At 64.4% G+C, this 21,689-nt stretch carries 22 protein-coding genes; 11 read left to right on the top strand and 11 right to left on the bottom strand.

Features of this window, described 5'->3' with window-relative positions; genetic code table 11:
• Positions 1–3: 3 nt before the first annotated feature.
• The 9 genes from XH89_RS34165 to XH89_RS34125 form a co-directional block, all read right to left on the bottom strand.
• Entirely contained in the window at positions 4–627 is a 624-nt protein-coding gene (locus tag XH89_RS34165; protein ID WP_246767692.1) for an HAD family phosphatase, read from the bottom strand.
• A gap of 125 nt (positions 628–752) precedes the next feature.
• Positions 753–2,657, bottom strand: coding sequence for a sensor domain-containing diguanylate cyclase (locus XH89_RS34160; protein WP_194464669.1), 1,905 nt, complete (start codon positions 2,655–2,657; stop codon positions 753–755).
• 152 nt (positions 2,658–2,809) lie between these two features.
• Positions 2,810–3,031 carry a dodecin gene (locus tag XH89_RS34155; protein WP_194464668.1) on the bottom strand — a complete coding sequence of 74 codons (222 nt, stop codon included), beginning with the start codon at positions 3,029–3,031 and terminating at the stop codon, positions 2,810–2,812.
• A 134-nt stretch (positions 3,032–3,165) separates the two neighbouring features.
• Positions 3,166–4,416 carry a glycosyltransferase family 87 protein gene (locus XH89_RS34150; protein WP_194464667.1) on the bottom strand — a complete coding sequence of 417 codons (1,251 nt, stop codon included), beginning with the start codon at positions 4,414–4,416 and terminating at the stop codon, positions 3,166–3,168.
• Positions 4,417–4,580: 164 nt separating this feature from the next.
• Positions 4,581–5,138 carry an HNH endonuclease gene (locus XH89_RS34145; RefSeq protein WP_063694680.1) on the bottom strand — a complete coding sequence of 186 codons (558 nt, stop codon included), beginning with the start codon at positions 5,136–5,138 and terminating at the stop codon, positions 4,581–4,583.
• A gap of 210 nt (positions 5,139–5,348) precedes the next feature.
• Complete coding sequence (locus XH89_RS34140) at positions 5,349–6,326, bottom strand: peptidyl-alpha-hydroxyglycine alpha-amidating lyase family protein (protein WP_194464666.1); 978 nt, start codon at positions 6,324–6,326, stop codon at positions 5,349–5,351.
• Positions 6,327–6,460: 134 nt separating this feature from the next.
• Positions 6,461–8,236, bottom strand: a complete 1,776-nt coding sequence (locus XH89_RS34135) for an NAD(P)/FAD-dependent oxidoreductase (RefSeq protein WP_194464665.1) — start codon at positions 8,234–8,236, stop codon at positions 6,461–6,463.
• Positions 8,237–8,312: 76 nt separating this feature from the next.
• Positions 8,313–9,398 carry a DUF2855 family protein gene (locus tag XH89_RS34130; RefSeq protein WP_194464664.1) on the bottom strand — a complete coding sequence of 362 codons (1,086 nt, stop codon included), beginning with the start codon at positions 9,396–9,398 and terminating at the stop codon, positions 8,313–8,315.
• Positions 9,395–10,135 carry a DNA-3-methyladenine glycosylase gene (locus XH89_RS34125; RefSeq protein ID WP_194464663.1) on the bottom strand — a complete coding sequence of 247 codons (741 nt, stop codon included), beginning with the start codon at positions 10,133–10,135 and terminating at the stop codon, positions 9,395–9,397. The genes XH89_RS34130 and XH89_RS34125 overlap by 4 nt, the downstream gene beginning before the upstream one ends.
• A gap of 189 nt (positions 10,136–10,324) precedes the next feature.
• On the opposite strand from XH89_RS34125, the gene gluQRS reads away from it, so the two are divergent.
• Both gluQRS and XH89_RS34115 read left to right on the top strand, forming a co-directional pair.
• A complete protein-coding gene (gene gluQRS / locus XH89_RS34120) occupies positions 10,325–11,197 on the top strand; it encodes a tRNA glutamyl-Q(34) synthetase GluQRS (RefSeq protein WP_194464662.1) in 873 nt (290 codons plus the stop codon).
• A 104-nt stretch (positions 11,198–11,301) separates the two neighbouring features.
• The gene (locus XH89_RS34115) at positions 11,302–12,585 is read left to right on the top strand and encodes an ATP-binding protein (RefSeq protein ID WP_194464661.1); all 1,284 of its coding nucleotides are present in this window, start codon (positions 11,302–11,304) and stop codon (positions 12,583–12,585) included.
• Here the strand turns inward: XH89_RS34115 and XH89_RS34110 are convergent.
• Positions 12,512–13,405, bottom strand: coding sequence for a YihY/virulence factor BrkB family protein (locus XH89_RS34110; protein ID WP_194464660.1), 894 nt, complete (start codon positions 13,403–13,405; stop codon positions 12,512–12,514). The two genes, XH89_RS34115 and XH89_RS34110, sit on opposite strands and share 74 nt — an antisense overlap.
• A 277-nt stretch (positions 13,406–13,682) precedes the next feature.
• On the opposite strand from XH89_RS34110, the gene XH89_RS34105 reads away from it, so the two are divergent.
• The 6 genes from XH89_RS34105 (at position 13,683) to XH89_RS34080 (ending at position 17,799) form a co-directional block, all read left to right on the top strand.
• A complete protein-coding gene (locus XH89_RS34105) occupies positions 13,683–13,877 on the top strand; it encodes a twin transmembrane helix small protein (protein WP_194464659.1) in 195 nt (64 codons plus the stop codon).
• Between the two features lie 2 nt (positions 13,878–13,879).
• The gene (locus XH89_RS34100; protein WP_194464658.1) at positions 13,880–14,452 is read left to right on the top strand and encodes a cob(I)yrinic acid a,c-diamide adenosyltransferase; all 573 of its coding nucleotides are present in this window, start codon (positions 13,880–13,882) and stop codon (positions 14,450–14,452) included.
• A 139-nt stretch (positions 14,453–14,591) separates the two neighbouring features.
• Entirely contained in the window at positions 14,592–15,341 is a 750-nt protein-coding gene (locus XH89_RS34095; protein WP_188099936.1) for an electron transfer flavoprotein subunit beta/FixA family protein, read from the top strand.
• On the top strand, positions 15,341–16,291 hold the full coding sequence (locus XH89_RS34090) for an electron transfer flavoprotein subunit alpha/FixB family protein (protein WP_194464657.1): 951 nt from the start codon (positions 15,341–15,343) through the stop codon (positions 16,289–16,291). The genes XH89_RS34095 and XH89_RS34090 overlap by 1 nt, the downstream gene beginning before the upstream one ends.
• A gap of 209 nt (positions 16,292–16,500) precedes the next feature.
• Positions 16,501–17,382 (top strand): 3-hydroxybutyryl-CoA dehydrogenase, encoded by an 882-nt coding sequence (locus tag XH89_RS34085; RefSeq protein ID WP_194464656.1) that lies wholly within the window; start codon positions 16,501–16,503, stop codon positions 17,380–17,382.
• Between the two features lie 222 nt (positions 17,383–17,604).
• On the top strand, positions 17,605–17,799 hold the full coding sequence (locus XH89_RS34080) for a putative motility protein (RefSeq protein WP_027562813.1): 195 nt from the start codon (positions 17,605–17,607) through the stop codon (positions 17,797–17,799).
• A gap of 6 nt (positions 17,800–17,805) precedes the next feature.
• Here the strand turns inward: XH89_RS34080 and XH89_RS34075 are convergent, their stop codons facing one another.
• Positions 17,806–18,471 (bottom strand): TlpA disulfide reductase family protein, encoded by a 666-nt coding sequence (locus XH89_RS34075; RefSeq protein WP_194464655.1) that lies wholly within the window; start codon positions 18,469–18,471, stop codon positions 17,806–17,808.
• Between the two features lie 101 nt (positions 18,472–18,572).
• On the opposite strand from XH89_RS34075, the gene argH reads away from it, so the two are divergent.
• From argH to lysA, 3 genes are all read left to right on the top strand, one after another.
• Entirely contained in the window at positions 18,573–19,970 is a 1,398-nt protein-coding gene (gene argH / locus XH89_RS34070) for an argininosuccinate lyase (protein ID WP_194464654.1), read from the top strand.
• A 93-nt stretch (positions 19,971–20,063) separates the two neighbouring features.
• Positions 20,064–20,357 (top strand): lipoprotein, encoded by a 294-nt coding sequence (locus tag XH89_RS34065; RefSeq protein ID WP_194464653.1) that lies wholly within the window; start codon positions 20,064–20,066, stop codon positions 20,355–20,357.
• 23 nt (positions 20,358–20,380) lie between these two features.
• The gene (gene lysA, locus XH89_RS34060; protein ID WP_194464652.1) at positions 20,381–21,646 is read left to right on the top strand and encodes a diaminopimelate decarboxylase; all 1,266 of its coding nucleotides are present in this window, start codon (positions 20,381–20,383) and stop codon (positions 21,644–21,646) included.
• The last annotated feature ends 43 nt before the right edge of the window (positions 21,647–21,689 follow it).

Genomic DNA, 21,689 nt, shown 5'->3' with positions numbered 1-21,689 from the left:
CGTTCACGGCTCGCGAAGCAGGCCGTGATCTGAAAGAGTTTGCTTGAACGTCTCCACGGACGTGTAGTGATGTGCGAGGAGACCCGCTTGCCGTGCCCCCGCGACATTGGCCGCGAGGTCGTCGACAAAGAGCACGTTCTCCGGTTTGGCCTGGAGCTCTGAAACACAGAGGCGGTAGCAGAGCGGGTCGGGCTTGGCCGTCCTGAACTGGGCCGAGGTGTAGATCCTTTGGCCGAACAGCGGCCGCAGTTCGGGCAGCAGCGTATCGATGTGATCCGCGACCAGCGTGGTATTGTTGGTCAGGATCGCAACATCGACGGTTCGGCGCAATTGCCCGACGATCTCCAGCATCGCGAGATCGGCCTGCATCGAACGGCGTCGCGCCTCCACCCATTCGTCGAGCGACAGCGGATAGCCGATGCGTTCGCCGAAGCCCCGCAGATAGTCAATGGCATCGAGTGTGCCGGAGTCTCCGAGCAGTTCGAAGCCGCTGTCCCAGATGGCCTGGTGAACGAATTCGCCGGTCGATCCGGCGAGCTCCGCCAGGTGTGCGACGCGCTTTCCCCTGTCATAGTCGCAGAGGACGTTATCCATATCGAAGAGGACGAGCTTGATGTCGTCAGTCACGGCAGCACTCTCGGATGGCCGAACATCGGACCGGGCCCGCAGTCATATCCGGTCAGAGCGCAGGCGACAAACCCGTGGTTACCGGCAAGGGCAGCGTGCGCTTGCCTGGTAAAGCATCGCTTCCGTCACGCGCTTTTGGCGGGCCAGGACACGACCTGTCCTGAAATCACCAGTCGGTCACGGCCGCTGTCCTTGGCTGCGTAGAGGGCGCGGTCGGCGGCAGCTATCAGCGTGCTCCAGTCCATCGTGGCCTGGGACGGCAGACTGGTCGCAGCGCCGATGCTTGCAGTGACAAGTCGTGAAGGCGGATTTTGTGCATGCAGCATGGCGAGATCGTGCAGCGCCTGGCGAATCGCTTCGCCGACCTCGGCGCAGCCGTCCGGACCGGTGTTCGGCAACAGCACGGCGAATTCCTCGCCGCCGAAGCGCGCCGCGAGGTCGGCTGGACGCCTGGCATGGGCGGATAGGATTCGGCCCAGCGCGCGCAGGCATCCGTCGCCTGCCAGATGTCCGTAATGGTCGTTGAACTTCTTGAAGTGATCGACGTCGATCAGCAGCAGCGAGAGCTGGCTGCCGTCGCGCCGGGCGCGAGCCCATTCATCGACGAGGCGATCGTCGAATGCGCGGCGGTTGGCAAGGCCGGTGAGGCCGTCGGTCGTCGCAAGCGAGGCGAGCTTGTCCTGAAGATCCTTCTGCTCCGTCATGTCGCGCATGACCGCGACGACACCGTCGATCTCACCACTGTCGGCCGCCAGAGTCACGTGCAGTGCCGCCTCGGCCCAGATCTCACCCTTGTCGCGATGACGCTGGCGATAGACGAACCGCGCCTCCTCGGCTTCGCCGTTCTTCAGCGCGACGATGGCCTGCTCGACCCGTTCCATGTCATCGGGGTGGATGCCGGCCAGGGCCGACGTGCCAAGCAGTTCCTCGGCCGACCATCCCGTAATGCGCACGCATGAGGGAGAGACGTAGAGCAGCCGGTTATCGAGCCCGATCCGGGTCACCATGTCGCTGGATTGCTCCGCCAGCAGTCGGAAATTGGCTTCCTTGGCGACGAGGACCTGCGCAATGCGCTGCCGCTGCAACAACTGACGGACCAGATAGAACCCGATCACCGCGATCAGCAGCACAAGTCCGAGCACGAAGATCGCGCGCATGGCCGCGGCCTGTCGCCAGGGCGCGAGCACGTCGTCCTGTGACTTGCTCGCCAGCACCATCAGTGGATAGTGGTTGCTGCGTTGGTAGTAGCTCAGCCGCCGCACGCCATCGAGCGGCGACGTGAAATAATAGACCGCCGCGTCGGGACGGCGTTTCCACTCCCTGAACAAGGGCGCATTGGACAGATCCCGTCCGACGAAAGCCCCGTTTTCGTCATGGCTCCGCGCCAGCAAGATGCCGGCATTGTTGAGCAGCGATGCCGATCCATTCGGTCCGAAGTCGAATCGCTCGTAGAATTTTGCGAAATAGGCGACGTCGATCGTGAGCAGGACGACGCCGGCGAAGCTGCCGTCGGGATGGTTGATCCGGCGCGATGCCGTGATGATCCACTGGCCGCCGGAGCGGCTCTTGACGGGGCGGCCGATCAGCGTGCCCTTGTCGGGAGAGGCGCGGTGCTGCCGGAAATATTCGCGGTCGCTGTTGTTCAGGGCGGAAAAGTCGACATGCTCGGTGGTGGCAAGCCAGCGGCCGGTCTCGTCATAGACGAAGATGCCCCGGATGCGATCTGACGATTTGCGGGTCGGCAGATAGGTCTGGAGCTTGCTGATCGTATCGGGGCCGGTTCCATCAAGCTCGAGCCGATGGACCAGTCCGACCAGGATCGTGTCGGCGAGCTCGAACGTGTCATCTGCGTGCTGGACCAGCGAATGCGCGAGATTGGCGACGTCGATCTCGGCGTTCCGGAGCTCGGCATTGCGCGTTCCCCATTCGCGCCAGGCGCTCAAACCCAGAATAGCCACGCAGATCAGCGCAACGAATCCCGCCGCCCAGAGCGGAAGATGGGTCTTGCCCAGTTCGCGGCTCGTGACCATCGGGTTTGCTCCAATTCGGTGCAAACCTCTCACTTTGGCCTTAACGGCCTATTGCAACAACTGTGATGATTGCACGGGACCGTACTCAACCGGTGGCATTGTCTGGATTTTGATCGACGCTCGTCGGCAGATGCTAGCCAGGCTCTGGGGCGTCACCCTTCGAGCGTAAACCCGACGCGCAGCGTCACCTGATAGTGGCGCACGGCGCCGTTCTCGATGTGGCCGCGCGTCTGCACCACCTCGAACCATTTCATCTCACGAATGGTCTTGGAGGCACGGCTGATCGCGTTCTTGATCGCGTCCTCGATCGACGCCTCGGACGATCCGACCAGTTCCAGGATCTTGTAGACGTGATCCTTCTCGGCTGCGGGCATGGCGAGCCTCCTTCGGTTGCGCTGCGGCGTTTGCCGCTGGCCTCCGATCTGAACGGGCGCCGGCCGTTCCGGTTCCGTCGGTCGCCATGGTCCGGCTGCGCAGTCGTTCCTTGGCGCGGGTGCCGGAGGTGAGGCTAGGCGGGCTCGCTGTGCAGGCGGACCGCGGCGGGCCTTGCTTCCCGCAGCAGGACCCACAGCAGCAGCGCGAGCACCGCCATGAGGGCAAAGCCTCCGATGGCTGGCGTCATGTATCGCTCGAGCCCGCTCGCATGGGCGTTCTCGGCGGACAGTCGTGCCGATTGCAGCAGCCCGTAGACGTTGGCCAGCAGGAGGAGGGCGTAGATCGCGCCGCGTTCGCGTGGGCTCGCCAGGCCGGCAAGCTCGGGAAGAAGCAGGGCAAGGCCGATTCCCACGATCGGCAGATCATAGTCGTAGGCGTAGGGGCTGATCATCACGGAAGCGACCGCGACGACGCCGAGCGCGAAGCGGGACGACGGTCCACGCGCAATCGCGAGTGCGACGGTGACAAGTGCCAAGGCTGCCATCGCCATCTGCCCCCAGAACGCTCCGGCCGGGGGAAGGCCGGCATTATACAAGGCCGCATAGGACGAGATCATCCGGAACAGCTGATAGCGGCCGTCCTCCAGATAACCGGCAGCTTCGCGGATGCTGCCGAGCCACGCGAGCCAGATTTGCGGACCGAAGGCGAGCGTGCAGGCGAGCGAGCTTGCGACCACCACGATGGCGCCGGTCAGCACCGCCCGCCAGTTGCGCGTCAACAGCATGTAGATGCCGGCTGCAACGGCCAGATGCGGCTTGATGACCATGACGCCGAGCGCGATGCCTGACAGCACCGGCCGTCGTTCCGCGTTGATGCAGACCAGCCCGATCAGCGCGCCGGTCAGGAGGCCATTCTGGCCGACACCGATCGTGATTGCGATGGCCGGAAAGAAGACGACGAGCGCGGGTGCGAAGTTGCTTCCCGCGATGGCGCGCAGCGTCATCAGATAGGCCGCCAGCGTGAGCGTCGTGAAAAGCAAATAGGCGGCCCAGCCCGGCAGGAATGCAAGAGGTGCAAGCAGCAGATCGAATTGAGGCGGGTAGGTCCAGGGCATGACGCCGGTCGTGCCTCCGGCCGCGGCCATCTGCATTTTCGTGAACGAGGCGAATTGGTAGGTCAGATCGACATCACCGAGCCAGATCCGCTGCGCCACGATGTGGAAGGCGGCGAAGTCGGCGGTCTGGCCGCCGTACCAGAGCCCGCCTTCGAAGAAACGGAATGTCTTGAAGCCCAGGATCGCGGCCAGCAGCGTAAGGATGACGCAGACATAGATCGTCCGCTTCCGCGGCGAGGCCTGGACCTGCTCCAATGTAGCGGTGAGCATTGGTTCGCCAATCTCTAGAGGGCGGCACGGCTGGCCAATTCCCCGCGGCGAGATTGCGGACCGAATCTTAAGGTCCGGTAACGAAACGATAATGATTTGCCGCCGCTGACGGCAGCCTTGACGAACAATCGAGGGCAACGACGATCGCAGCCATTGCCGCCGTCTTACGGATCCAGCTCCGTATCCCAGTAGAGATAGTCCAGCCAGCTGTCGTGCAGATAGTTCGGCGGAAACAGGCGGCCGTTGCGGTGGAGCTGGTGCACGGTCGGCGCGAAGGCCGTCTGGCGCGGAAACATCTTGGCTTGCGCGGGCGTGAGATTGCCCTTGCGCAGGTTACAGGGCGAGCACGCCGCGACCACGTTCTCCCAGGTGGTCTGGCCACCCTTGCTGCGCGGGATGATGTGATCGAAGGTGAGGTCTTCGGGCGAGCCGCAATATTGGCAGGCGAAGCGATCGCGCAGGAAGACGTTGAACCGGGTGAAGGCGGGATGGGTGGTCGGCTTGACGAAGGATTTGAGCGAGACCACGCTCGGGAGCTGCATTTGCAGCGTGGGGCTGTGAACCGCCTGATCGTAATGCGCTACGATATTGACGCGGTCGAGGAACACCGCCTTGATCGCGTCCTGCCACGACCACAGAGACAGTGGGTAGTAACTCAGTGGCCGGAAGTCCGCGTTGAGGACCAGCACCGGCCAACTGCCTTGCGAGACATGTGCGTTCAAGTAACGCTCCCGGCCTCCAATATACGCTGCGAAGCAGCATGTACTGACATACTACATGCAGCGTGACGGGATTGTGAAGCCCGTTGAGCGACTTATTCAGGCAGAAGCAATGCGGCGGCGGGGTGGCAAAGGCGCGCAAAAACGCCGCGATTTGGAAGGGGGCTGGTGCGGAACTGTCTTCGCCAGCGTGTCGTGGCTATGCCGTGACAGCTACTCCCGTACCCGCTCAAGCTTCTGAAGGCACCGCGTCGCGCGCACGACGGCCGGCATCTCGTCGTCGGGAAAGCTGGTCTTCCAGTCGGTGACGCCGACTTCGCCGACATAGATGTCGCCCTTCGAATCCAGCGCAATGCCGTGGGGCGCCAGAAATTTTCTGCTGGCGACACCCGGACCTTCCTCGCCGCCGAGTCGCGCGATGCGTTTTCCCGCAGCGTCCACGATCGACAGGCGGGGGCCGAGATTGGGGACCTTGCGGTTGACCGCCATGCCGGGTCCGAGCTCGCCGATCACGAAGGTCGGGCTCCTGGCTCCGCCACAGCAGCACAGCGCACAGGGGCGGTGCAGATTGTTCCACTGTGTCTCGTATTTGCCCTCGCCGTCGAACACCTGCACGCGATGGTTCTCGCGGTCGGCGACATAGACCCAGCCATCGGCGTCGGTGGCGATATTGTGCACGATGTTGAACTGGCCGGGATCGGTCCCGGGCTCGCCCCAGCTTTTGATCAACCTGCCGTCCGGCGTGTATTTGTGCACGCGCGCATTGCCATAGCCGTCGGAGACGTAGATATCGCCCTTCGGCGATAGCGCGGTGTGGGTGCAGCGATGGAACGGCTCGCCGCTCATGAATGGCGCGGGCTTCTTGGGGATGCCGATCGTCAGCAGCACCTTGCCGTCGGTGCTGCATTTGCGCACGGTGTGGTCGCCGTCGTCGGTGCAGTAGAGATTGTCATCGGCGTCGATATGCAGGCCGTGCGCCCGGGAGAACAGGCCTTCGCCCCAACTCCGGAGGAAATTTCCCTCGCGGTCCAGCACCACCATCGGATGTTCGCCGCGGTTGAAGACATAGACCTGGTCCTTGCTGTCGACCGCGACCGAGGCGACGTCGGTCAGCTGCCAGCCGTCGGGAAGTTTCGCGAAATTTTCGACGACGCGGTAGCGATGCTCGCCGGTGCCGAGGATGGCGGACATGGGTGGCCCTTCCTTCAGTTGTCTCTGTTGCGCTTGTCTGCATCCACATCGTCATTGCGAGCGCAGCGAAGCAATCCAGACTGTTTCCGCGGAAAGATGCTGGATTGCTTCGCTGCGCTCGCAATGACGTGAGCCTAAGCGGTGCCCACCTCACGTGACAAAATCCCTTCCTCGATCGCCTTGATCTGCAGCGCGAGGAATTTCGAGTTAATCCGGCATTGCGCCAGGCTGCCTGCGATGAACCACAGGCCGGGCTGCTTCGTCCGAACGTACATGTTGCGCAGCTCGAAGCCGTCGCCGAAGCCCCAGATCGGGCCGACGCGGGCGGCGATGGCCTCGCCGAACAGCTTTCGCACAAGGTATTCCTGCGGCTTGTAGCCGGTGGCAAGCACGATGAGATCGGCTGCAATCGTCGTGCCGTCCCTCATCCGCGCGCCGTCGGGCGTAAAACTCTCGATGTCCTCGAACTGCTTTAGCTTGATAGCGCCCTCGACGATCAGGTTGGAGCAGCCGACGTTGAAATAATAGCCGCCGCCGCGGGTGAGGTATTTGAACTGCCAGCCGGTGCCGGCCTCGCCGAAGTCGAGCTTGAAGCCGACGCGGCGAAGGCCGTCGAGCAACTCCCTGTCGAGCCCCTTCGACTGCTCGGTCAGCATCACATGGGTCTTCTTCGCCAGCGGCGTCGGCATCGAGGCCGCGATCAGATCGTTATCCTCGAGCGTGCCCTCGTTATAGATCGCATAAGCGAGCTGCGCCGACGGTTCGATATTGGTGACGAGTGTGGGCGACCGCTGTATCAGCGTCACCTCGGCGCCGCTGGAATAAAGATCCTGCGCGATATCGTGGCCGCTGTTGCCGGTGCCGATGACGACGGCGCGCTTGCCGGTCCAGACTTCGCCGTCCTCGTAGCGGCTGGAATGCAGCAGCGTGCCCTTGAAACGGTCGAGCGTCGGAATATCAGGGACGTTGGCGATGCCGCTGACACCGGTGGCCATGATCACATGGCGGGGATGCATGGTGCGCTGGCTGCCGTCGGCGCGGCGTAGCGTTACCGTCCAGCGGCCGCCGGCGTCGTCATAGACCCCGCCCTCGAACTCGGTGCCGGTCCAGAAATTGAGCTCCATCGCGTCGACGTAAGCTTCGAACCAGTTGGCGAGCTTGTCCTTGGGGATGTAGGTCGGCCAGCTCGGCGGGAACGGCATGTAGGGCATGTGATTGACCTGCACCTGGTTGTGCAGGGTCAGCGCGTGATAGCGCTTCCTCCAGACGTCGCCGATCCGTTTCCCCCGATCGACGATCAGCGTGTCGATCTGCAACTGCTTCAGGCGGGCCGTGATCGCGAGCCCGGCCTGGCCGCCGCCGACCACCAGCACGATGGGATCGCGATCGGCATAGTCGCGCGAGGCACAGCGCAAATCGAGCCAGTTCGGTCCCCGGAAGTCGCGCGAATAGGCCTGTCCCCGCGGCCGTGAGGTGCCGAGCTGTTCCTCGAAGCCTTTGAGCTCTTCGAGCGCGGTGAGCAGCGTCCACGCCTTTAGCCGGTCGCCGTCGGCCGGGTCTGGCACGAGACGCACGATGCCGCTGCCGCGCCCGCGCGCGGTCTCGAAACCGAAGATGGCTTCGATCGTGTTGATGCCGGCGCGCGTCACCCAGCGCGGCGCTGCGCGGTTTGGCGCGATCTTGAAATTTGTCGGTGCCGCCTTCGGCGCAAGCGCTGCCAGCGCCGGTGCAACGACATCGCGGCCCGCAAGCGTCTGCAGGTTCCAGCTCAGCGCCAGCACGTCGCGCCAAAAGCAGTCGGCGACGAAGAGACGCTCCAGCGCAGCGCGATCGGGCTCGCTCAGCACGCGCTCGAATTCATCGAGCCAGGCTTGCGCGGACGCCGCCATATCCTTCGTGCGATCCAGCATGCGCGACCTCGTGGCCGTCTTCGCGGCGTTTCCCTGAGGTTGACGCTATACCGGTTCGTCGGGTGTCAAAAGCGCTTTACCCGAGCAGGGAAAGCATATGGCCCTGCTCAGGCGGAATGCGCCCTTGCAGCGTGTCGAGATAAATGCGCTGCACGGCCTCCGGCCCGCGGCTCTCGACGACCTCCAGGCATTTCTCCAGCAGCGGTGCGAAGCTGGACCATGCTGCGGCAAAACGCTGCTCGATGCCGCCGGGTCCCCACTCCTTCGCGCGCTTGCGAATGTGGTCGGGCGCGAAGAACCAGCGCGGCTTGGCGCCGGGCAAGGCGCCTTCGTCGGCATCGGTGGCGCGATGGGTCAAGCCGACGCGCACCGAGCACTTCATCTGCTCGCCGAAATGGTGATGCAGCGCGGCCCGCAACGCGCTGCTGCCGGCCATGTCGACGAGGGCGACCGGCTTGTCCGTCGGAAGCGAACCGACGCGGTCATAGGTGACGACCTCGTCGTAGCAGGGCAACGAGCCGACGAAGCCGGCATTGCCCGCCGAGGTCAGCCCGATCACCTTGCGGCCGCGGCTGTGCAGGAGATGGGCAAGTCCGAAGGCTGTCTTGCTCGACGCACTCGACAGCAGCACGCTACGCGCGCCGAAATCGTCATTCTCGGCCAGAAAATCGTCGACCAGGAACGACAGCATGAACAGCGGCCGCAGCAGCGCCTGAAGGTCGCCCTGATGTCCGGCAAAGGCGGGATCGCCGGTGACGCGGGAATAAAGATTGTAGACCGGCGCGACCGGCTTGCGATGCTTGGCGCCGTCGCGAAGTGCGCGCTTGCTGACATCAGCGGCTTCGATGACGAGATGCGTCGCCATCGGAAAATAGCCGAACAGCCGTTCGCCCACGGCGATATCAGGATGTTTCGAGGCGATCACCTCGCCGAAACCCCAGACCGGAATGTTGCCAAAGCCCTGCGGCGCCGGAAAGATCTGCCAATATTTCAGCTCGTCACCCATCACGGCATAGGTGATGTTGTTGGCTGTGAACGCAAAGCGCTCGACCTTCACCAGCAGCGCATCCGCGGGCAGCCCGGCGGCATCCGGCAGGATGGTCTCGATCAACTTGCATTGCTCGAGATCGTTGCGTGCGACGACGAAGTCGATCGATGTCATGGTGAAGGTCCCGGCTTTCTTCGTGCCGGCATCTTCTCCTTGACGGCTGTGCGCTTTGCAACAGCAACATTGTTTGAAACGGCGTTCGCTTCGCCGGCGATGACGCCCTCGCGGTTCTTCACGGCGCGATAATAGCTCCACCACAGATGCGCGGCGGCACCGCGCAACGGACGCCAGGGCTCGGCGAGCGGCGCCATCTGCTTTTCCGTCGGCCGCGCCTTCAGGCCGAGCCCGACACGCATGCCCTCCTGCACCGCGAGGTCGCCGGCGGGCCAGGCATCGCCATGGCCGAGGCAGAACAGCAGATAGACGTCGGCGGTCCACGGCCCGATGCCGGGCAGCGAGACCAGCGTGTGATGCGCGGCATCGGCATCTTCTTCGGCGAGCACGTCGAGGCTCAGCCGGTCCGCGATGATTTCGCGCGCCAGATGCTTTAGCGTCTTGATCTTGGCCGCTGACAGGCCGAGCCGCCCCAGCCGATCGGTGCGAGCGCGGCGCACCGCCTCATGGTCGAATGGATCGAAAGCGGCCGATAGCCGGCCCCAGATCGCCGCGGCGCTCGCGGTCGAAAGCTGCTGCCCGCAAACGATATGCGCAAGCCCCGCAAAGCCCGGCTCGCGTCGCCGCAAGGCCGGCATGCCCGCGATCTCGAGCACGGGCCTGAGGCGCGGATCGCGCTTGACCAGCGCATGGACGGCCTCTTCGAGATCGGACTGGGTTTCGAGATGGATTGTCATTGATGGCTCGGCAAAATTCTCTCCGCGTCATGGCCGGGCTTGACCCGGCCATCCCACGTCCTTCCAACCCCTACGTTATCTAGCATGAGCCGTGGTCATCGTGTTCATCCATGACGTTGACACGATCGGTCTGTGATACCGAAGAACGTGAATGGCCGGGACGGACCCGGCCATGACGAGATTCATCTGATGGCGCCACCCGTTTTCCGATTTGCCCCCAGCCCGAATGGCCACCTGCATCTCGGCCACGCCTATTCCGCGCTGCTCAATTTCGACCGCGCGCAGGAAACCGGTGGGCGACTGTTGCTGCGCATCGAGGACATCGACGCGACGCGCTGCCGGCCGGAATATGAGTCCGCGATCTACGAAGACCTCGCCTGGCTCGGAATTGCCTGGGAGAGGCCGGTACGGCGGCAATCCGAGCATCTCGATGACTATCGCGCTGCGCTGGAGAAGCTCTCCGCGCTCGGGCTGGTCTATCCCGCTTTTGAGAGCCGCGCCGAGATATCGAGGCTGGTGGCTAGGCGCGAAGCCGCTGGGCCGTGGCCGCGCGATCCAGACGGTGCGCCGCTCTATCCTGGCGATGCGAAATCGCTGGCCGCCAGCGTGCGGTCGCGTCTGATCGATACCGGCGCGCCTTACGCGCTGCGCCTCGACATGGCGGAAGCCTGCCGGCAAATCCCCGGTCTGACCTGGAATGAGCTGGGCGAGGGCCCCGATGACGAGCGCGGCGTGGTCGCCGCGCGGCCCGAGGCCTGGGGCGACGTGATCCTGGCCCGCAAGGAGACCCCGACCAGCTACCATCTGTCCGTGGTGGTCGATGACGCGCTCCAGGGCGTGAGCGAGGTTGTGCGCGGTCAGGACCTGTTTCACGCCACCTCGGTCCACCGCCTGCTCCAGGCCCTGCTCGGCGTGACCAGGCCCGTTTACCGACACCACGCCCTGATTCGCGGTGGCGACGGCCGGAAGCTGTCAAAATCGGACCGCTCGACCGGCCTGCGGGAGTTGCGCGACAATGGGGCTACAGCCGCCAGCGTCCGCCGGTTGGTGGGATTAGATTAAGTTTCTCTGGGGGTTAGCCCAACACCGCCGTGACTCCAGGGGTTCCGCCGTGCCATGCTTGCCTCCAAACCCGGGGTTCGAAGAGGATACTTCGAAGGGGATCTATGGCGGCGAAAACGCGCGTAGCGCGCACCACGCGGACGTCCAGGCGACGACCCCGGAAGCGGTCCGAGGCGGCCGCAAGGGTGCGCAAGCGCAACGTCAAGGCGGTCGCGCCTGACGTGATCCAGGCGGCGCTCGCGGCCTTTGCTCACGAGGTCCGCACGCCCCTGACCGGCATTCTTGCGATCAGCGACCTGCTTTCGACCTCCGACCTGGGGGAGCGGGAACGGCGCTGGGCCGACACCATCAAGGCCGGTGCCGAGCATCTGGCGAACCTCGCCACCCTGTTCGTCGATGCCGCCAAGACTGGCAAGGGAGCTGAGAAGGGCGGCGGCACGCTGCGGCAGGATTTGTTCGATTTGCGGGTGCTCGCCCGCAGCACCGGCGATTCGCTCGCCGGCCGCGCCGCGGCCAAGGGTCTCCAGGCCGAAGTCGAGATCTCCGACAAGCTGCCGGGCCTCGTGGTCGGCGATCCCGTTCGCCTCCGCGCCGCACTCGAGAACCTGATCGACAACGCGGTCAAGTTCACCGAGCATGGCACTGTGGCGTTCTCGGCCGCGGCCTGGCGTCCCGCCAAAGGCAAAGCAAGCGGCAAGACCAGGGACAAGGACAAGCGCCGGGTCGGTGTCGCCTTCTCGATTTCCGACAGCGGCATCGGCCTGACCATGTCCGAGATCAAGCGGCTGTTCCGTCCATTCACGCAGGCCAATGTCACCATCGCCTCGCGCTTCGGCGGCGCCGGGCTCGGTCTGTCCTCGGTGAAGCAACTGGCGCGCGCGATGGGCGGCGACATCACGGTCGCGCCGCGCCGCGGCGGCGGCGCCACCTTCACCCTGACGGTCACATTCGATGCGGCCGGGCCGGCCAAGGCGCGCAAGACTGAGGGCGGCGAGGCGGAGCCGCTGGCGGCGCTCCGCGTGCTCAGCGTTGAGGACAATCCATTCGGCCGCGTCGTGCTCAACACGATCCTGACTGAGCTCGGCCATCATGCCGAGTTCATCGGGCGCGGCGAGGATGCGGTGAACAGGCTCGCGCAAGGCGGCTTCGACGCAGTGCTGATGGACATGGTGCTGCCCGGCATCGACGGCGTCGAGGCGATCAGGCGGATCCGCACGATGCAGGCGCCGCTGGCTCAGATCCCGATCATCGGTGTGTCCGGACGCGGCGAGGACGAGGCAGCCTCGCGCGAGGCCGGCGCCGATGCCTTTCTGGTCAAGCCTGTGTCCCCGCGGGCTTTAGCGACTGCGCTGCTTGAAGCGACACGCCGTGAGGAAGTCGCGACTTGATGATCGCGGCGTTGAGCTCGCCGCCGTAGACGAAGATCGCGGCGATGAAATACAGAAACACCAGCGCGATGATCACCGAGGCGAGCCCCGCATACATCGTGACGTAATTGTTGGCGAAGCGCGCCAGATATTGTCCGAACACGATGCCCGAGATCAGCGAGGCCACCATGGTGAAGACGATGCCGGGCAGGATCTGGAGGAAGCCCCGACGTCCCGCCGGCAGCCAGGCATGCAGGATGAACAGCGCCACCACCAGCGCGGCGATGGTGATGCCGTAGCGCAGCCAGGTAAGGATGCTCTCGTTGGATTCGACGAACAGCGGAATGTGGGCGCGCGCGGCCTCGATGAAGAGCGGGCCGAGCACGATCAGGAATGCCATGGCAAGTGCGGTGACGGCCGCCACCAGCGTGTAGCCGATCGATTCCAGCCGCAGCCAGTACCAGCGCCGCATCTCCACCACCGCATAGGCGCGGTTGAGCGCCACCCTGAGCGCCTCGACGCCGTTCGAGGCGAAATAGACCGACAGCACCGCGCCGATCGTCAGCACGCCGGTGCGGGTGGTGGTCAGCACGTCGTGGATCTCGCCGGAGAGGGAATCGGCCACTTGCTTCGGCCAGACCTGGAGCATCAGCCCGGCCGCCTGGTCGGCGAGCTCCTTGGAGCCGAAGAAGCCGGCGAGCGAGGTCAGCACGATCAGGAACGGAAATAGCGCCATCAGCGTCGACAGCGCGATGTGGCTCGCGATCGCCCAGCCGTCGTCGGCCAGGAACGTGTAGAAGGCGTCTTCCACGATGACGTAGATGGTGCGGATGGCCTTCACGATTTGCCCAGTACTGCTCGCTCTCCCCGAAGGCAGGGTGAGGTGAGGGCCGGCGATCGAGGCAAATCGGAAATCATGTCGCTAGCTTCTGATATTCCTGGCCCAAAATCCAGATCGCGGAGCGTCCCGCCGTCATTCCGGGGCGCGTAGCGAGCCCGGAATCCATCGGGCTGCAACGTCGCTGGACGAATGGATTCCGGGCTCGATGCTTCGCATCGCCCCGGAATGACGGGCGGGGGAGATGGCGGAGCGCCGCACACGGTGTTATCACCCCCAAATGGCATCTCTCCTGAGTACTTTCATCCTGCCGATCGCTGTGGCCGCCGTGGCGGTGGTGCTGCTGCTCGGTCTCGTCAACATGATGCGTGGTGGCTCCCCCAACACCTCGCAGAAATTGATGCGCTGGCGCGTGCTGCTTCAGTTCGTCGCGATTGTCATCGCCATGGTGGCGGTCTGGATAATGGGACGCTGAACATGGTCGTGCTCAATCGCATTTATACGAAGACCGGTGACGACGGCACGACAGCGCTTGGAACCGGTGAGCGCCGTCCGAAATACGATCTGCGCATCGAGGCTTACGGCACGGTCGACGAGACCAATGCCGCGATCGGCGTGGTGCGCCTTCACACCAAGGATGCCCCGGAGCTGGATGCGATGCTCGGCCGCATCCAGAACGATCTGTTCGATCTCGGCGCTGATCTTGCGGTACCCGAACGCGAAGGCAAGGCGGAACGGCTGCGGGTGGTGGCGAGCCAGGTCGAGCGGCTCGAGCACGACATCGACGCGCTCAACGACAAGCTCGCGCCGCTGACCTCCTTCGTGCTCCCGGGCGGCACGCCGGCCGCCGCCTACCTCCATGTCGTCCGCACGATTTGCCGCAGGGCGGAACGCGTGATGGTGGAACTGGCGGCCCAGCCCGGCGAACCCGTCAGTGCCGCTGGCATCCAATATATGAATCGCCTATCGGACTTCCTGTTCGTGGCAAGCCGGGCCGCCAACCATGACGGCGCCGGCGACGTGCTCTGGGTTCCGGGCCAGAATCGCTGACCCCAAGATCGCTGACCATTGAGATCAGCATTTCAGGGGGCTAAAATTAGGCCCTTCGCGCGTTGACCGGGCCGGATCAGGCCTTTAGGTTCCGCGCCAGTTGAATAACCCCCCTCCCAAATTGAGTGAAAGAGGATCGATGAAGGTCTTAGTGCCGGTAAAGCGGGTGGTCGATTACAACGTCAAGGTCCGCGTCAAGGGCGATGGATCGGGCGTTGAACTCGCCAACGTCAAGATGTCGATGAATCCGTTCGACGAAATCGCCGTCGAGGAAGCGCTGCGTCTGAAGGAAGCCGGCAAGGCGACCGAAGTCGTGGTGGTCTCCATCGGGCCTGCGCAGGCGTCGGAGACGATCCGCACCGGTCTTGCGATGGGCGCCGACCGCGGCATCCTGGTCAAGGCCGAAGGCACCGTCGAGCCGCTCGCCGTCGCCAAGATCCTGAAGAAGGTTGCTGAAGAAGAGCAGCCCGGCCTCATCATCCTCGGCAAGCAGGCAATCGACGACGATAGCAATCAGACCGGCCAGATGCTGGCCGCGCTGCTCGGCTGGTCGCAGGCGACCTTCGCTTCGAAGCTCGAGGTCGAAGGTTCTGACTTCAAGGTGACCCGCGAAGTCGATGGCGGCCTGCAGACCGTCAAGCTCAAGGGACCGGCGATCGTCACCACCGACCTCCGTCTCAACGAGCCGCGCTATGCTTCGCTGCCCAACATCATGAAGGCCAAGAAGAAGCCGATCGCGGACAAGGCCGTCGCCGATTACGGCGTCGACGTCACCGCGCGCCTCGAAGTTCTGAAGACGACTGAGCCCGCGGGCCGCAAGGCCGGCGTCAAGGTGAAGGACGTCGCCGAGCTGGTGTCGAAGCTCAAGAACGAAGCCGGGGTGCTCTGATGACCACGTTGCTGATTGCTGAACACGAACACGAGGTCCTCAAGGACTCCACCAACAAGGCGCTGACCGCGGCATCCCAGCTCGGCGGCGACGTCCATGTGCTGGTCGCCGGTGGCGGGCAGGGCACCAAGGCTGCGGCCGAGGCGGCCTCGAAGCTCGCTGGTGTCGCCAAGGTGCTGGTCGCCGAAGGCGAGGCCTACGCGCATGATCTGGCCGAGCCGCTGGCTGCGCTGATCGTTTCTCTGGCGCCGTCCTATGACGCGATCGTCGCGCCCGCGACCTCGCGCTTCAAGAACGTGATGCCGCGCGCGGCCGCCCTGCTCGACGTCATGCAGGTCTCGGAAATCATCAAGGTCGTCGCCCCCGACACCTATGAGCGTCCGATCTATGCCGGCAACGCCATCCAGACCGTGAAGTCGAAGGACGCCAAGAAGGTCATTACGGTCCGGACCTCGACGTTCGCCGCTGCCGGTGCCGGTGGCAGCGCACCTGTCGAGAGCGTCGCAGCAGTGGCCGATCCTGGCCTGTCGAGCTTCCTCGGCGAGGAAGTCGCCAAGAGCGACCGTCCCGAGCTGACCTCGGCCAAGATCATCGTCTCCGGTGGCCGCGCCATGCAGAGCCGCGAGAACTTTGCCAAGTACATCGAGCCGCTCGCCGACAAGCTGGGCGCCGGTGTCGGTGCCTCGCGCGCGGCGGTCGACGCCGGCTATGCGCCGAACGACTGGCAGGTCGGCCAGACCGGCAAGGTCGTGGCCCCTGAGCTTTACGTCGCGGTGGGCATTTCCGGCGCGATCCAGCATCTGGCCGGCATGAAGGACTCCAAGGTGATCGTCGCGATCAACAAGGACGAGGACGCGCCGATCTTCCAGGTGGCCGATTACGGCCTGGTCGCCGACCTCTACCAGGCGGTTCCGGAGCTGACGACCGAACTCGGCAAGCTCGGCAAGTAAAACGCTTAAAAACACCGGCCGGAGGTATAAACTCCGGCCGGTGTTTCATTTCTGAGGCGTTTTCTTTGGCGCGGGGCGCGCCTTCGAAGCGATCCAATCTAGGTTTCGAGCCAGGATTCTGATCTAATCGAGTTTCTGGTTAGATTGGTCCTCCCGGCTCAGGGGATGTGGCAGGGCGCGATATGCGCGCCGTTCCGGTGGATGACATTATGGCGGCAGTGATCAAGAAGGTCGGCGTGATCGGCGCGGGTCAGATGGGCAATGGCATCGCGCATGTCGCGGCCCTGGCCGGCTTCGACGTGGTGCTCAACGATGTCTCGGCTGACCGCCTCAAGTCAGGCATGGCCACCATCAACGGCAATCTGGCGCGCCAGGTCTCCAAGAAGGCCGTCACCGAGGACGACAAGGCCAAGGCGATGGCCCGCATCTCGCTGGCCGAGAAGCTCGACGACCTCGCCGATTGCGATCTCGTGATCGAGACCGCGGTCGAGAAGGAAGAGGTCAAGCGCAAGATCTTCCACGAGCTCTGCGCGGTGCTGAAGCCCGAAGCGATCGTTGCCTCCGACACGTCCTCGATCTCGATCACCCGCCTTGCGGCAGCGACCGACCGGCCCGAGCGCTTCATCGGCATTCACTTCATGAATCCGGTGCCGCTGATGGAGCTGGTCGAGCTGATCCGCGGCATCGCCACCGACGATTCCACCTTCGAGGCGTCCAAGGAATTCGTCGCCAGGCTCGGCAAGCAGGTCGCCGTCTCCGAGGATTTCCCGGCCTTCATCGTCAACCGCATCCTGCTGCCGATGATCAACGAGGCGATTTACACGCTGTACGAAGGCGTCGGCAACGTCGAGGCGATCGACGCGGCGATGAAGCTCGGCGCCCACCATCCGATGGGCCCGCTCGAGCTTGCCGATTTCATCGGCCTCGATACCTGCCTGTCGATCATGCAGGTGCTGCACGAGGGGCTCGCTGACTCCAAGTACCGCCCGTGCCCGCTGCTGGTGAAATACGTTGAGGCCGGCTGGCTCGGTCGCAAAACCCAGCGCGGCTTCTACGACTACCGCGGCGCCAAGCCGGTTCCGACGCGCTGAGGCGGTCCCGTGCCCTGGACGCCGCGGAGCGCGTCAGCGATGCGCTGCAGAGCCGGGGCCCAAGGGGCCACGCGCATACTGAAGCATGGGTCCCGGCTCTGCGATGCGTCATTACATGCCGCGCCGCGTCCGGGACACGGACCACACCCATCCCGCCGTTTGACGATTCATGTCGCGTTAACCCCTCGCGCCTAGGGTGCGCCCAGTACGAGGGTTCGCGTAATGGACATGATGGCGATGGTCAGCACCATGCTGGCCGCTCAGCAAGGCGCGCTACAGTCGAATATCGCGGCGACGCTGACGAAGCAGAACATGGACATGGAGAAGTCCACCGTCCTGACGCTGCTGGGCGCCGGTCAGCCTTCCCTTGCCAATGTCGGCCCCGGCGTCGGCGGCAATCTGAACGTTACCGCCTGAAGATCGCTAGAGCGATGCGGCAGCCGGGCCTAAAGCCGCCCGAAGCAGCTTGAGCGCGTCGTCGCTCGCCCATTCAGCCGGTCCCGCGATCGTCGCAATCTCGCAGCCCTGCGGGTCCACCAGCACCGAGGTCGGCATGCCCAGGGCCCGGCCTATTGCCTTAAGATCCTGGAAAACCTTGGCTTTCTGGTCATTGAAGTAGGCGAGCCGGGTCAGATTGGCCTCTTTCAGGAAGTTTTTCGGCTTCTCCGGGTCGCGAGTATCGATATTGATCGCCACCACCTCGAAATTCGGGCCTGCCAGCTTGGCTTGGAGCTGGTCCAGCGCCGGCATTTCCTTGCGGCACGGCACGCACCAGGTGGCCCAGAGGTTCACCAGCAGCGTCTTGCCGCGGAAATCCGACAGTCTTCTCGGCTTGCCGTCCGCGTCCTCGAAGGCGAGGTCGGGCAGTTTCAGGGGGGCGCTGGCCATGGTCAGCGCGGCCACCTCGCCATGGGCGAGCGGGGCGATCTTCTGGGCCGTGGCCACCGCCGGCTTGCAGGTCGGATCGCCCGAGGGCGCCCGGTTCAGGCCGAGCCCGTACAGCGCGGCGAAGCCGGCCAGGCCGCCGACCACCACGGTGGCGATGACGATGGGGATCCGGCGCGTGGCGGAGGGCTTTTGGTCGAGCATATCGTTTGTCATCCGGTCGCAGATATGGCTATCAGGGGCCTCATAATACGGCTGGTCTTGGCCAGCAAACATGCGGCAAAGCAAGGCGTGAGCAGGGGATCATGAGCAACAAGATGTGGGGCGGCCGGTTCTCGGAACGTCCCGACGAGATCATGGAAGAGATCAACGTCTCCATCGACGTCGATCGTCACCTCTTTGCCCAGGACATTGCCGCATCCAAGGCCCACGCTGCGATGCTTGCCGCGAACGGCATCATTACGGGCTCTGATGCGAAAAATATCGGCAAGGGTCTAGACACGATTTTGTCAGAGATCGGCAAGGGCGGCTTCGAGTTCAAGCGCGCGCTCGAGGACATTCACATGAATGTCGAGAGCCGCCTGTCGGAGCTGATCGGGCCCGCCGCCGGCCGCCTGCACACCGCGCGCTCGCGCAACGACCAGGTCGCGACCGACTTCCGTCTCTATGTCCGCGACATCGTCGACGAGACCGATGCAGCGCTCGCCGCGTTCCAGCGGGCGCTGGTGGAGCGTGCGCTGGAGCATGCCGGTACCGTCATGCCCGGCTTCACGCATCTGCAGACAGCCCAGCCGGTCACCTTCGGCCATCATCTGCTCGCCTATGTCGAAATGGCCGCGCGCGACCGCGGCCGTTTCCAGGATGCGCGCAAGCGGCTCAATGAATCCCCGCTCGGCGCTGCGGCGCTCGCCGGCACTTCGTTCCCGATCGACCGGCACGCCACCGCGAAGGCGCTGGCCTTCGACCGTCCGATGGCCAATTCGCTGGACGCGGTGTCCGATCGCGACTTCGTGCTGGAGACCTTGTCGGCCGCATCGATCTGCGCCGTGCACATGTCGCGCTTTGCCGAGGAGATCGTGATCTGGACCTCGCCGCTGGTGGGTCTCATCCGGCTCAGCGACAAGTTCACCACCGGCTCGTCGATCATGCCGCAGAAGCGCAACCCTGATGCCGCTGAGCTCGTGCGCGCCAAGACCGGCCGCGTCATCGGCGCGCTCAACGGTCTCTTGATCGTGATGAAGGGCCTGCCGCTCGCCTATCAAAAGGACATGCAGGAGGACAAGCAGGGCGCCATGGAAGGTTTCGCGGCGCTGTCGCTGGCGATCCGCGCCATGACCGGCATGGTCCGCGACCTCGTGCCCGATGAAGCCAAGATGAAGCTTGCGGCAGGCGAGGGTTATGCCACCGCGACCGATCTCGCCGACTGGCTGGTGCGGACGCTGAAGATGCCGTTCCGCGAGGCCCATCACGTCACCGGCCGCATCGTCGCCAAGGCCGCCGAGGGCGGCGTGGCGCTGCACGAACTGCCGCTGAAGGAGATGCAGACGATCGAGCCCAAGATTACCAAGGACGTGCTCGGCGTGCTCTCGGTCGAATCGTCGGTGAAAAGCCGTACCAGCTTCGGCGGCACCGCGCCGAAGAACGTGACGTCACAGGCCAAGGCCTGGGCGAAGCGGCTGGAAAAAGAGCGAAAATTGGGCTGAAGGCAAAATTTCGCTGATGTTTCATGGTCATCCGGCTCTCGCCAGAGCGTGCCAATCTCTGTATGGTGCGCGCCGCGTAGTGGGGATTTCGTCGTGACGTCAAAGTTTCGCCCGGCCGGTTCGGGGTGGGCCATCATTGTCTTGAGCATGAGCGCGCTCGCGCTTGCCGGTTGCGGCCGCAAGGGCCCGCTCGACCTCCCGCCGACCGCCTCCAGCGCCTCCACGGCCAATGTTGCCGCGCCTGGCGACACCGAGACCGAAGCCCAGAAGACGCCGAGCGTGTTCAATCCGACCTACGGCGCGGACGCCGCGCCGGCGGCGACCAAGGGCAGGAAAAAACCGTTTATCCTCGACCCGCTCCTGGACGAACCTCCCGGCAAGAAATGAGCCGGGATAACTGAGCCAACGCCATGAACCATTTCGACTACCGCAACGGCGTGCTGCACGCCGAGGCGGTGAACCTGTCCGAGCTGGCCGCGACCGTCGGCACGCCGTTCTATTGCTATTCGACCGCGACATTGGAGCGGCATTACCGCGTCTTCGCCGATGCCTTTGCCGGCGAGAAGGTGCTGGTCTGCTACGCCATGAAGGCGAACTCCAACCAGTCGGTGCTGCGTACGCTGGCGAAACTTGGCGCCGGCGCTGACGTGGTCTCGGGCGGCGAGCTGAAGCGCGCGCTCGCGGCCGGCATTCCCGCCAGCAAGATCGTATTCTCCGGCGTCGGCAAGACCGAGGCCGAACTGCGCGCCGCGCTGGCCGCCGACATCCTCTGCCTCAACGTCGAATCCGAGCCCGAGCTCGAGCTGCTGTCACGGCTTGCAACCGAGATGGGCAAGACCGCGCGCATCTCCATCCGCGTCAATCCTGATGTCGATGCCGGCACGCATGCCAAGATCTCGACCGGCAAGTCCGAGAACAAGTTCGGCATCCCGATCGTGCATGCCCGCGAGGTCTATGCGCGCGCCGCAAAGCTGCCGGGCATCGAGGTCACCGGGACCGACGTGCATATCGGCAGCCAGATCACCGATCTCTCCAAGATGGAGACGGCGTTCCGCATCCTCTCCGAATTCGTGCAGACGCTGCGCGGCGACGGCCACACCATCAGCCACGTCGATTTCGGCGGCGGGCTCGGCATTCCCTATTACATGGATCGCGAGGCGCCGCCCGCGCCGGATGCCTATGCCGCGATGGTCAAGCGCGTCAGCCACAATCTCGGCTGCACGCTGATGTTCGAGCCGGGCCGCATGATCGTCGGCAATGCCGGCATCCTCGTCGCCAAGGTGATCTATGTGAAGCACGGCGACGGCAAGAACTTCGTCATCATCGATGCCGCCATGAACGACCTCATTCGACCGACGCTGTATGAGGCGCACCACGATATTCTGCCGGTGATGCAGCCGGCCAAGGGCGCGGCCACGATCGTGGCCGATGTCGTCGGTCCGGTCTGCGAGACCGGGGACTATCTCGCATTGGATCGCACGCTGCCGACGCCGAAGCCGGGCGATCTCATCGCGGTCATGACATCGGGTGCCTATGGCGCCGTTCAGGCCGGTACCTACAACACGCGGCCGCTGGTGCCGGAGGTGTTGGTCAAGGGCGATCAATACGCGGTCGTGCGCCCGCGCATCGAGGTCGAGCAGCTCATTGCGATGGACACGCCAGCGCCGTGGCTGTGAGGCGGCGCTCGCTCAACAACTACAGCGTCGTCCCGGCGCAGGC

The organism is Bradyrhizobium sp. CCBAU 53340 (genome assembly GCF_015291645.1).
Lineage (GTDB): Bacteria > Pseudomonadota > Alphaproteobacteria > Rhizobiales > Xanthobacteraceae > Bradyrhizobium.
This window is presented reverse-complemented; position numbering and strand designations above follow the sequence as displayed.

Excerpts from the sequence above, each read along its gene's own strand:
- XH89_RS34160 (WP_194464669.1), bottom strand. The coding sequence starts at position 2,657 with ATGGTCACGAGCCGCGAACTGGGCAAGACCCATCTTCCGCTCTGGGCG.
- XH89_RS34155 (WP_194464668.1), bottom strand. The coding sequence starts at position 3,031 with ATGCCCGCAGCCGAGAAGGATCACGTCTACAAGATCCTGGAACTGGTC.
- XH89_RS34150 (WP_194464667.1), bottom strand. The coding sequence starts at position 4,416 with ATGCTCACCGCTACATTGGAGCAGGTCCAGGCCTCGCCGCGGAAGCGG.
- XH89_RS34140 (WP_194464666.1), bottom strand. The coding sequence starts at position 6,326 with ATGTCCGCCATCCTCGGCACCGGCGAGCATCGCTACCGCGTCGTCGAA.
- XH89_RS34135 (WP_194464665.1), bottom strand. The coding sequence starts at position 8,236 with ATGCTGGATCGCACGAAGGATATGGCGGCGTCCGCGCAAGCCTGGCTC.
- XH89_RS34130 (WP_194464664.1), bottom strand. The coding sequence starts at position 9,398 with ATGACATCGATCGACTTCGTCGTCGCACGCAACGATCTCGAGCAATGC.
- XH89_RS34125 (WP_194464663.1), bottom strand. The coding sequence starts at position 10,135 with ATGACAATCCATCTCGAAACCCAGTCCGATCTCGAAGAGGCCGTCCAT.
- gluQRS (WP_194464662.1), top strand. The coding sequence starts at position 10,325 with ATGGCGCCACCCGTTTTCCGATTTGCCCCCAGCCCGAATGGCCACCTG.
- XH89_RS34115 (WP_194464661.1), top strand. The coding sequence starts at position 11,302 with ATGGCGGCGAAAACGCGCGTAGCGCGCACCACGCGGACGTCCAGGCGA.
- XH89_RS34105 (WP_194464659.1), top strand. The coding sequence starts at position 13,683 with ATGGCATCTCTCCTGAGTACTTTCATCCTGCCGATCGCTGTGGCCGCC.
- XH89_RS34100 (WP_194464658.1), top strand. The coding sequence starts at position 13,880 with ATGGTCGTGCTCAATCGCATTTATACGAAGACCGGTGACGACGGCACG.
- XH89_RS34095 (WP_188099936.1), top strand. The coding sequence starts at position 14,592 with ATGAAGGTCTTAGTGCCGGTAAAGCGGGTGGTCGATTACAACGTCAAG.
- XH89_RS34090 (WP_194464657.1), top strand. The coding sequence starts at position 15,341 with ATGACCACGTTGCTGATTGCTGAACACGAACACGAGGTCCTCAAGGAC.
- XH89_RS34085 (WP_194464656.1), top strand. The coding sequence starts at position 16,501 with ATGGCGGCAGTGATCAAGAAGGTCGGCGTGATCGGCGCGGGTCAGATG.
- XH89_RS34080 (WP_027562813.1), top strand. The coding sequence starts at position 17,605 with ATGGACATGATGGCGATGGTCAGCACCATGCTGGCCGCTCAGCAAGGC.
- XH89_RS34075 (WP_194464655.1), bottom strand. The coding sequence starts at position 18,471 with ATGCTCGACCAAAAGCCCTCCGCCACGCGCCGGATCCCCATCGTCATC.
- argH (WP_194464654.1), top strand. The coding sequence starts at position 18,573 with ATGAGCAACAAGATGTGGGGCGGCCGGTTCTCGGAACGTCCCGACGAG.
- lysA (WP_194464652.1), top strand. The coding sequence starts at position 20,381 with ATGAACCATTTCGACTACCGCAACGGCGTGCTGCACGCCGAGGCGGTG.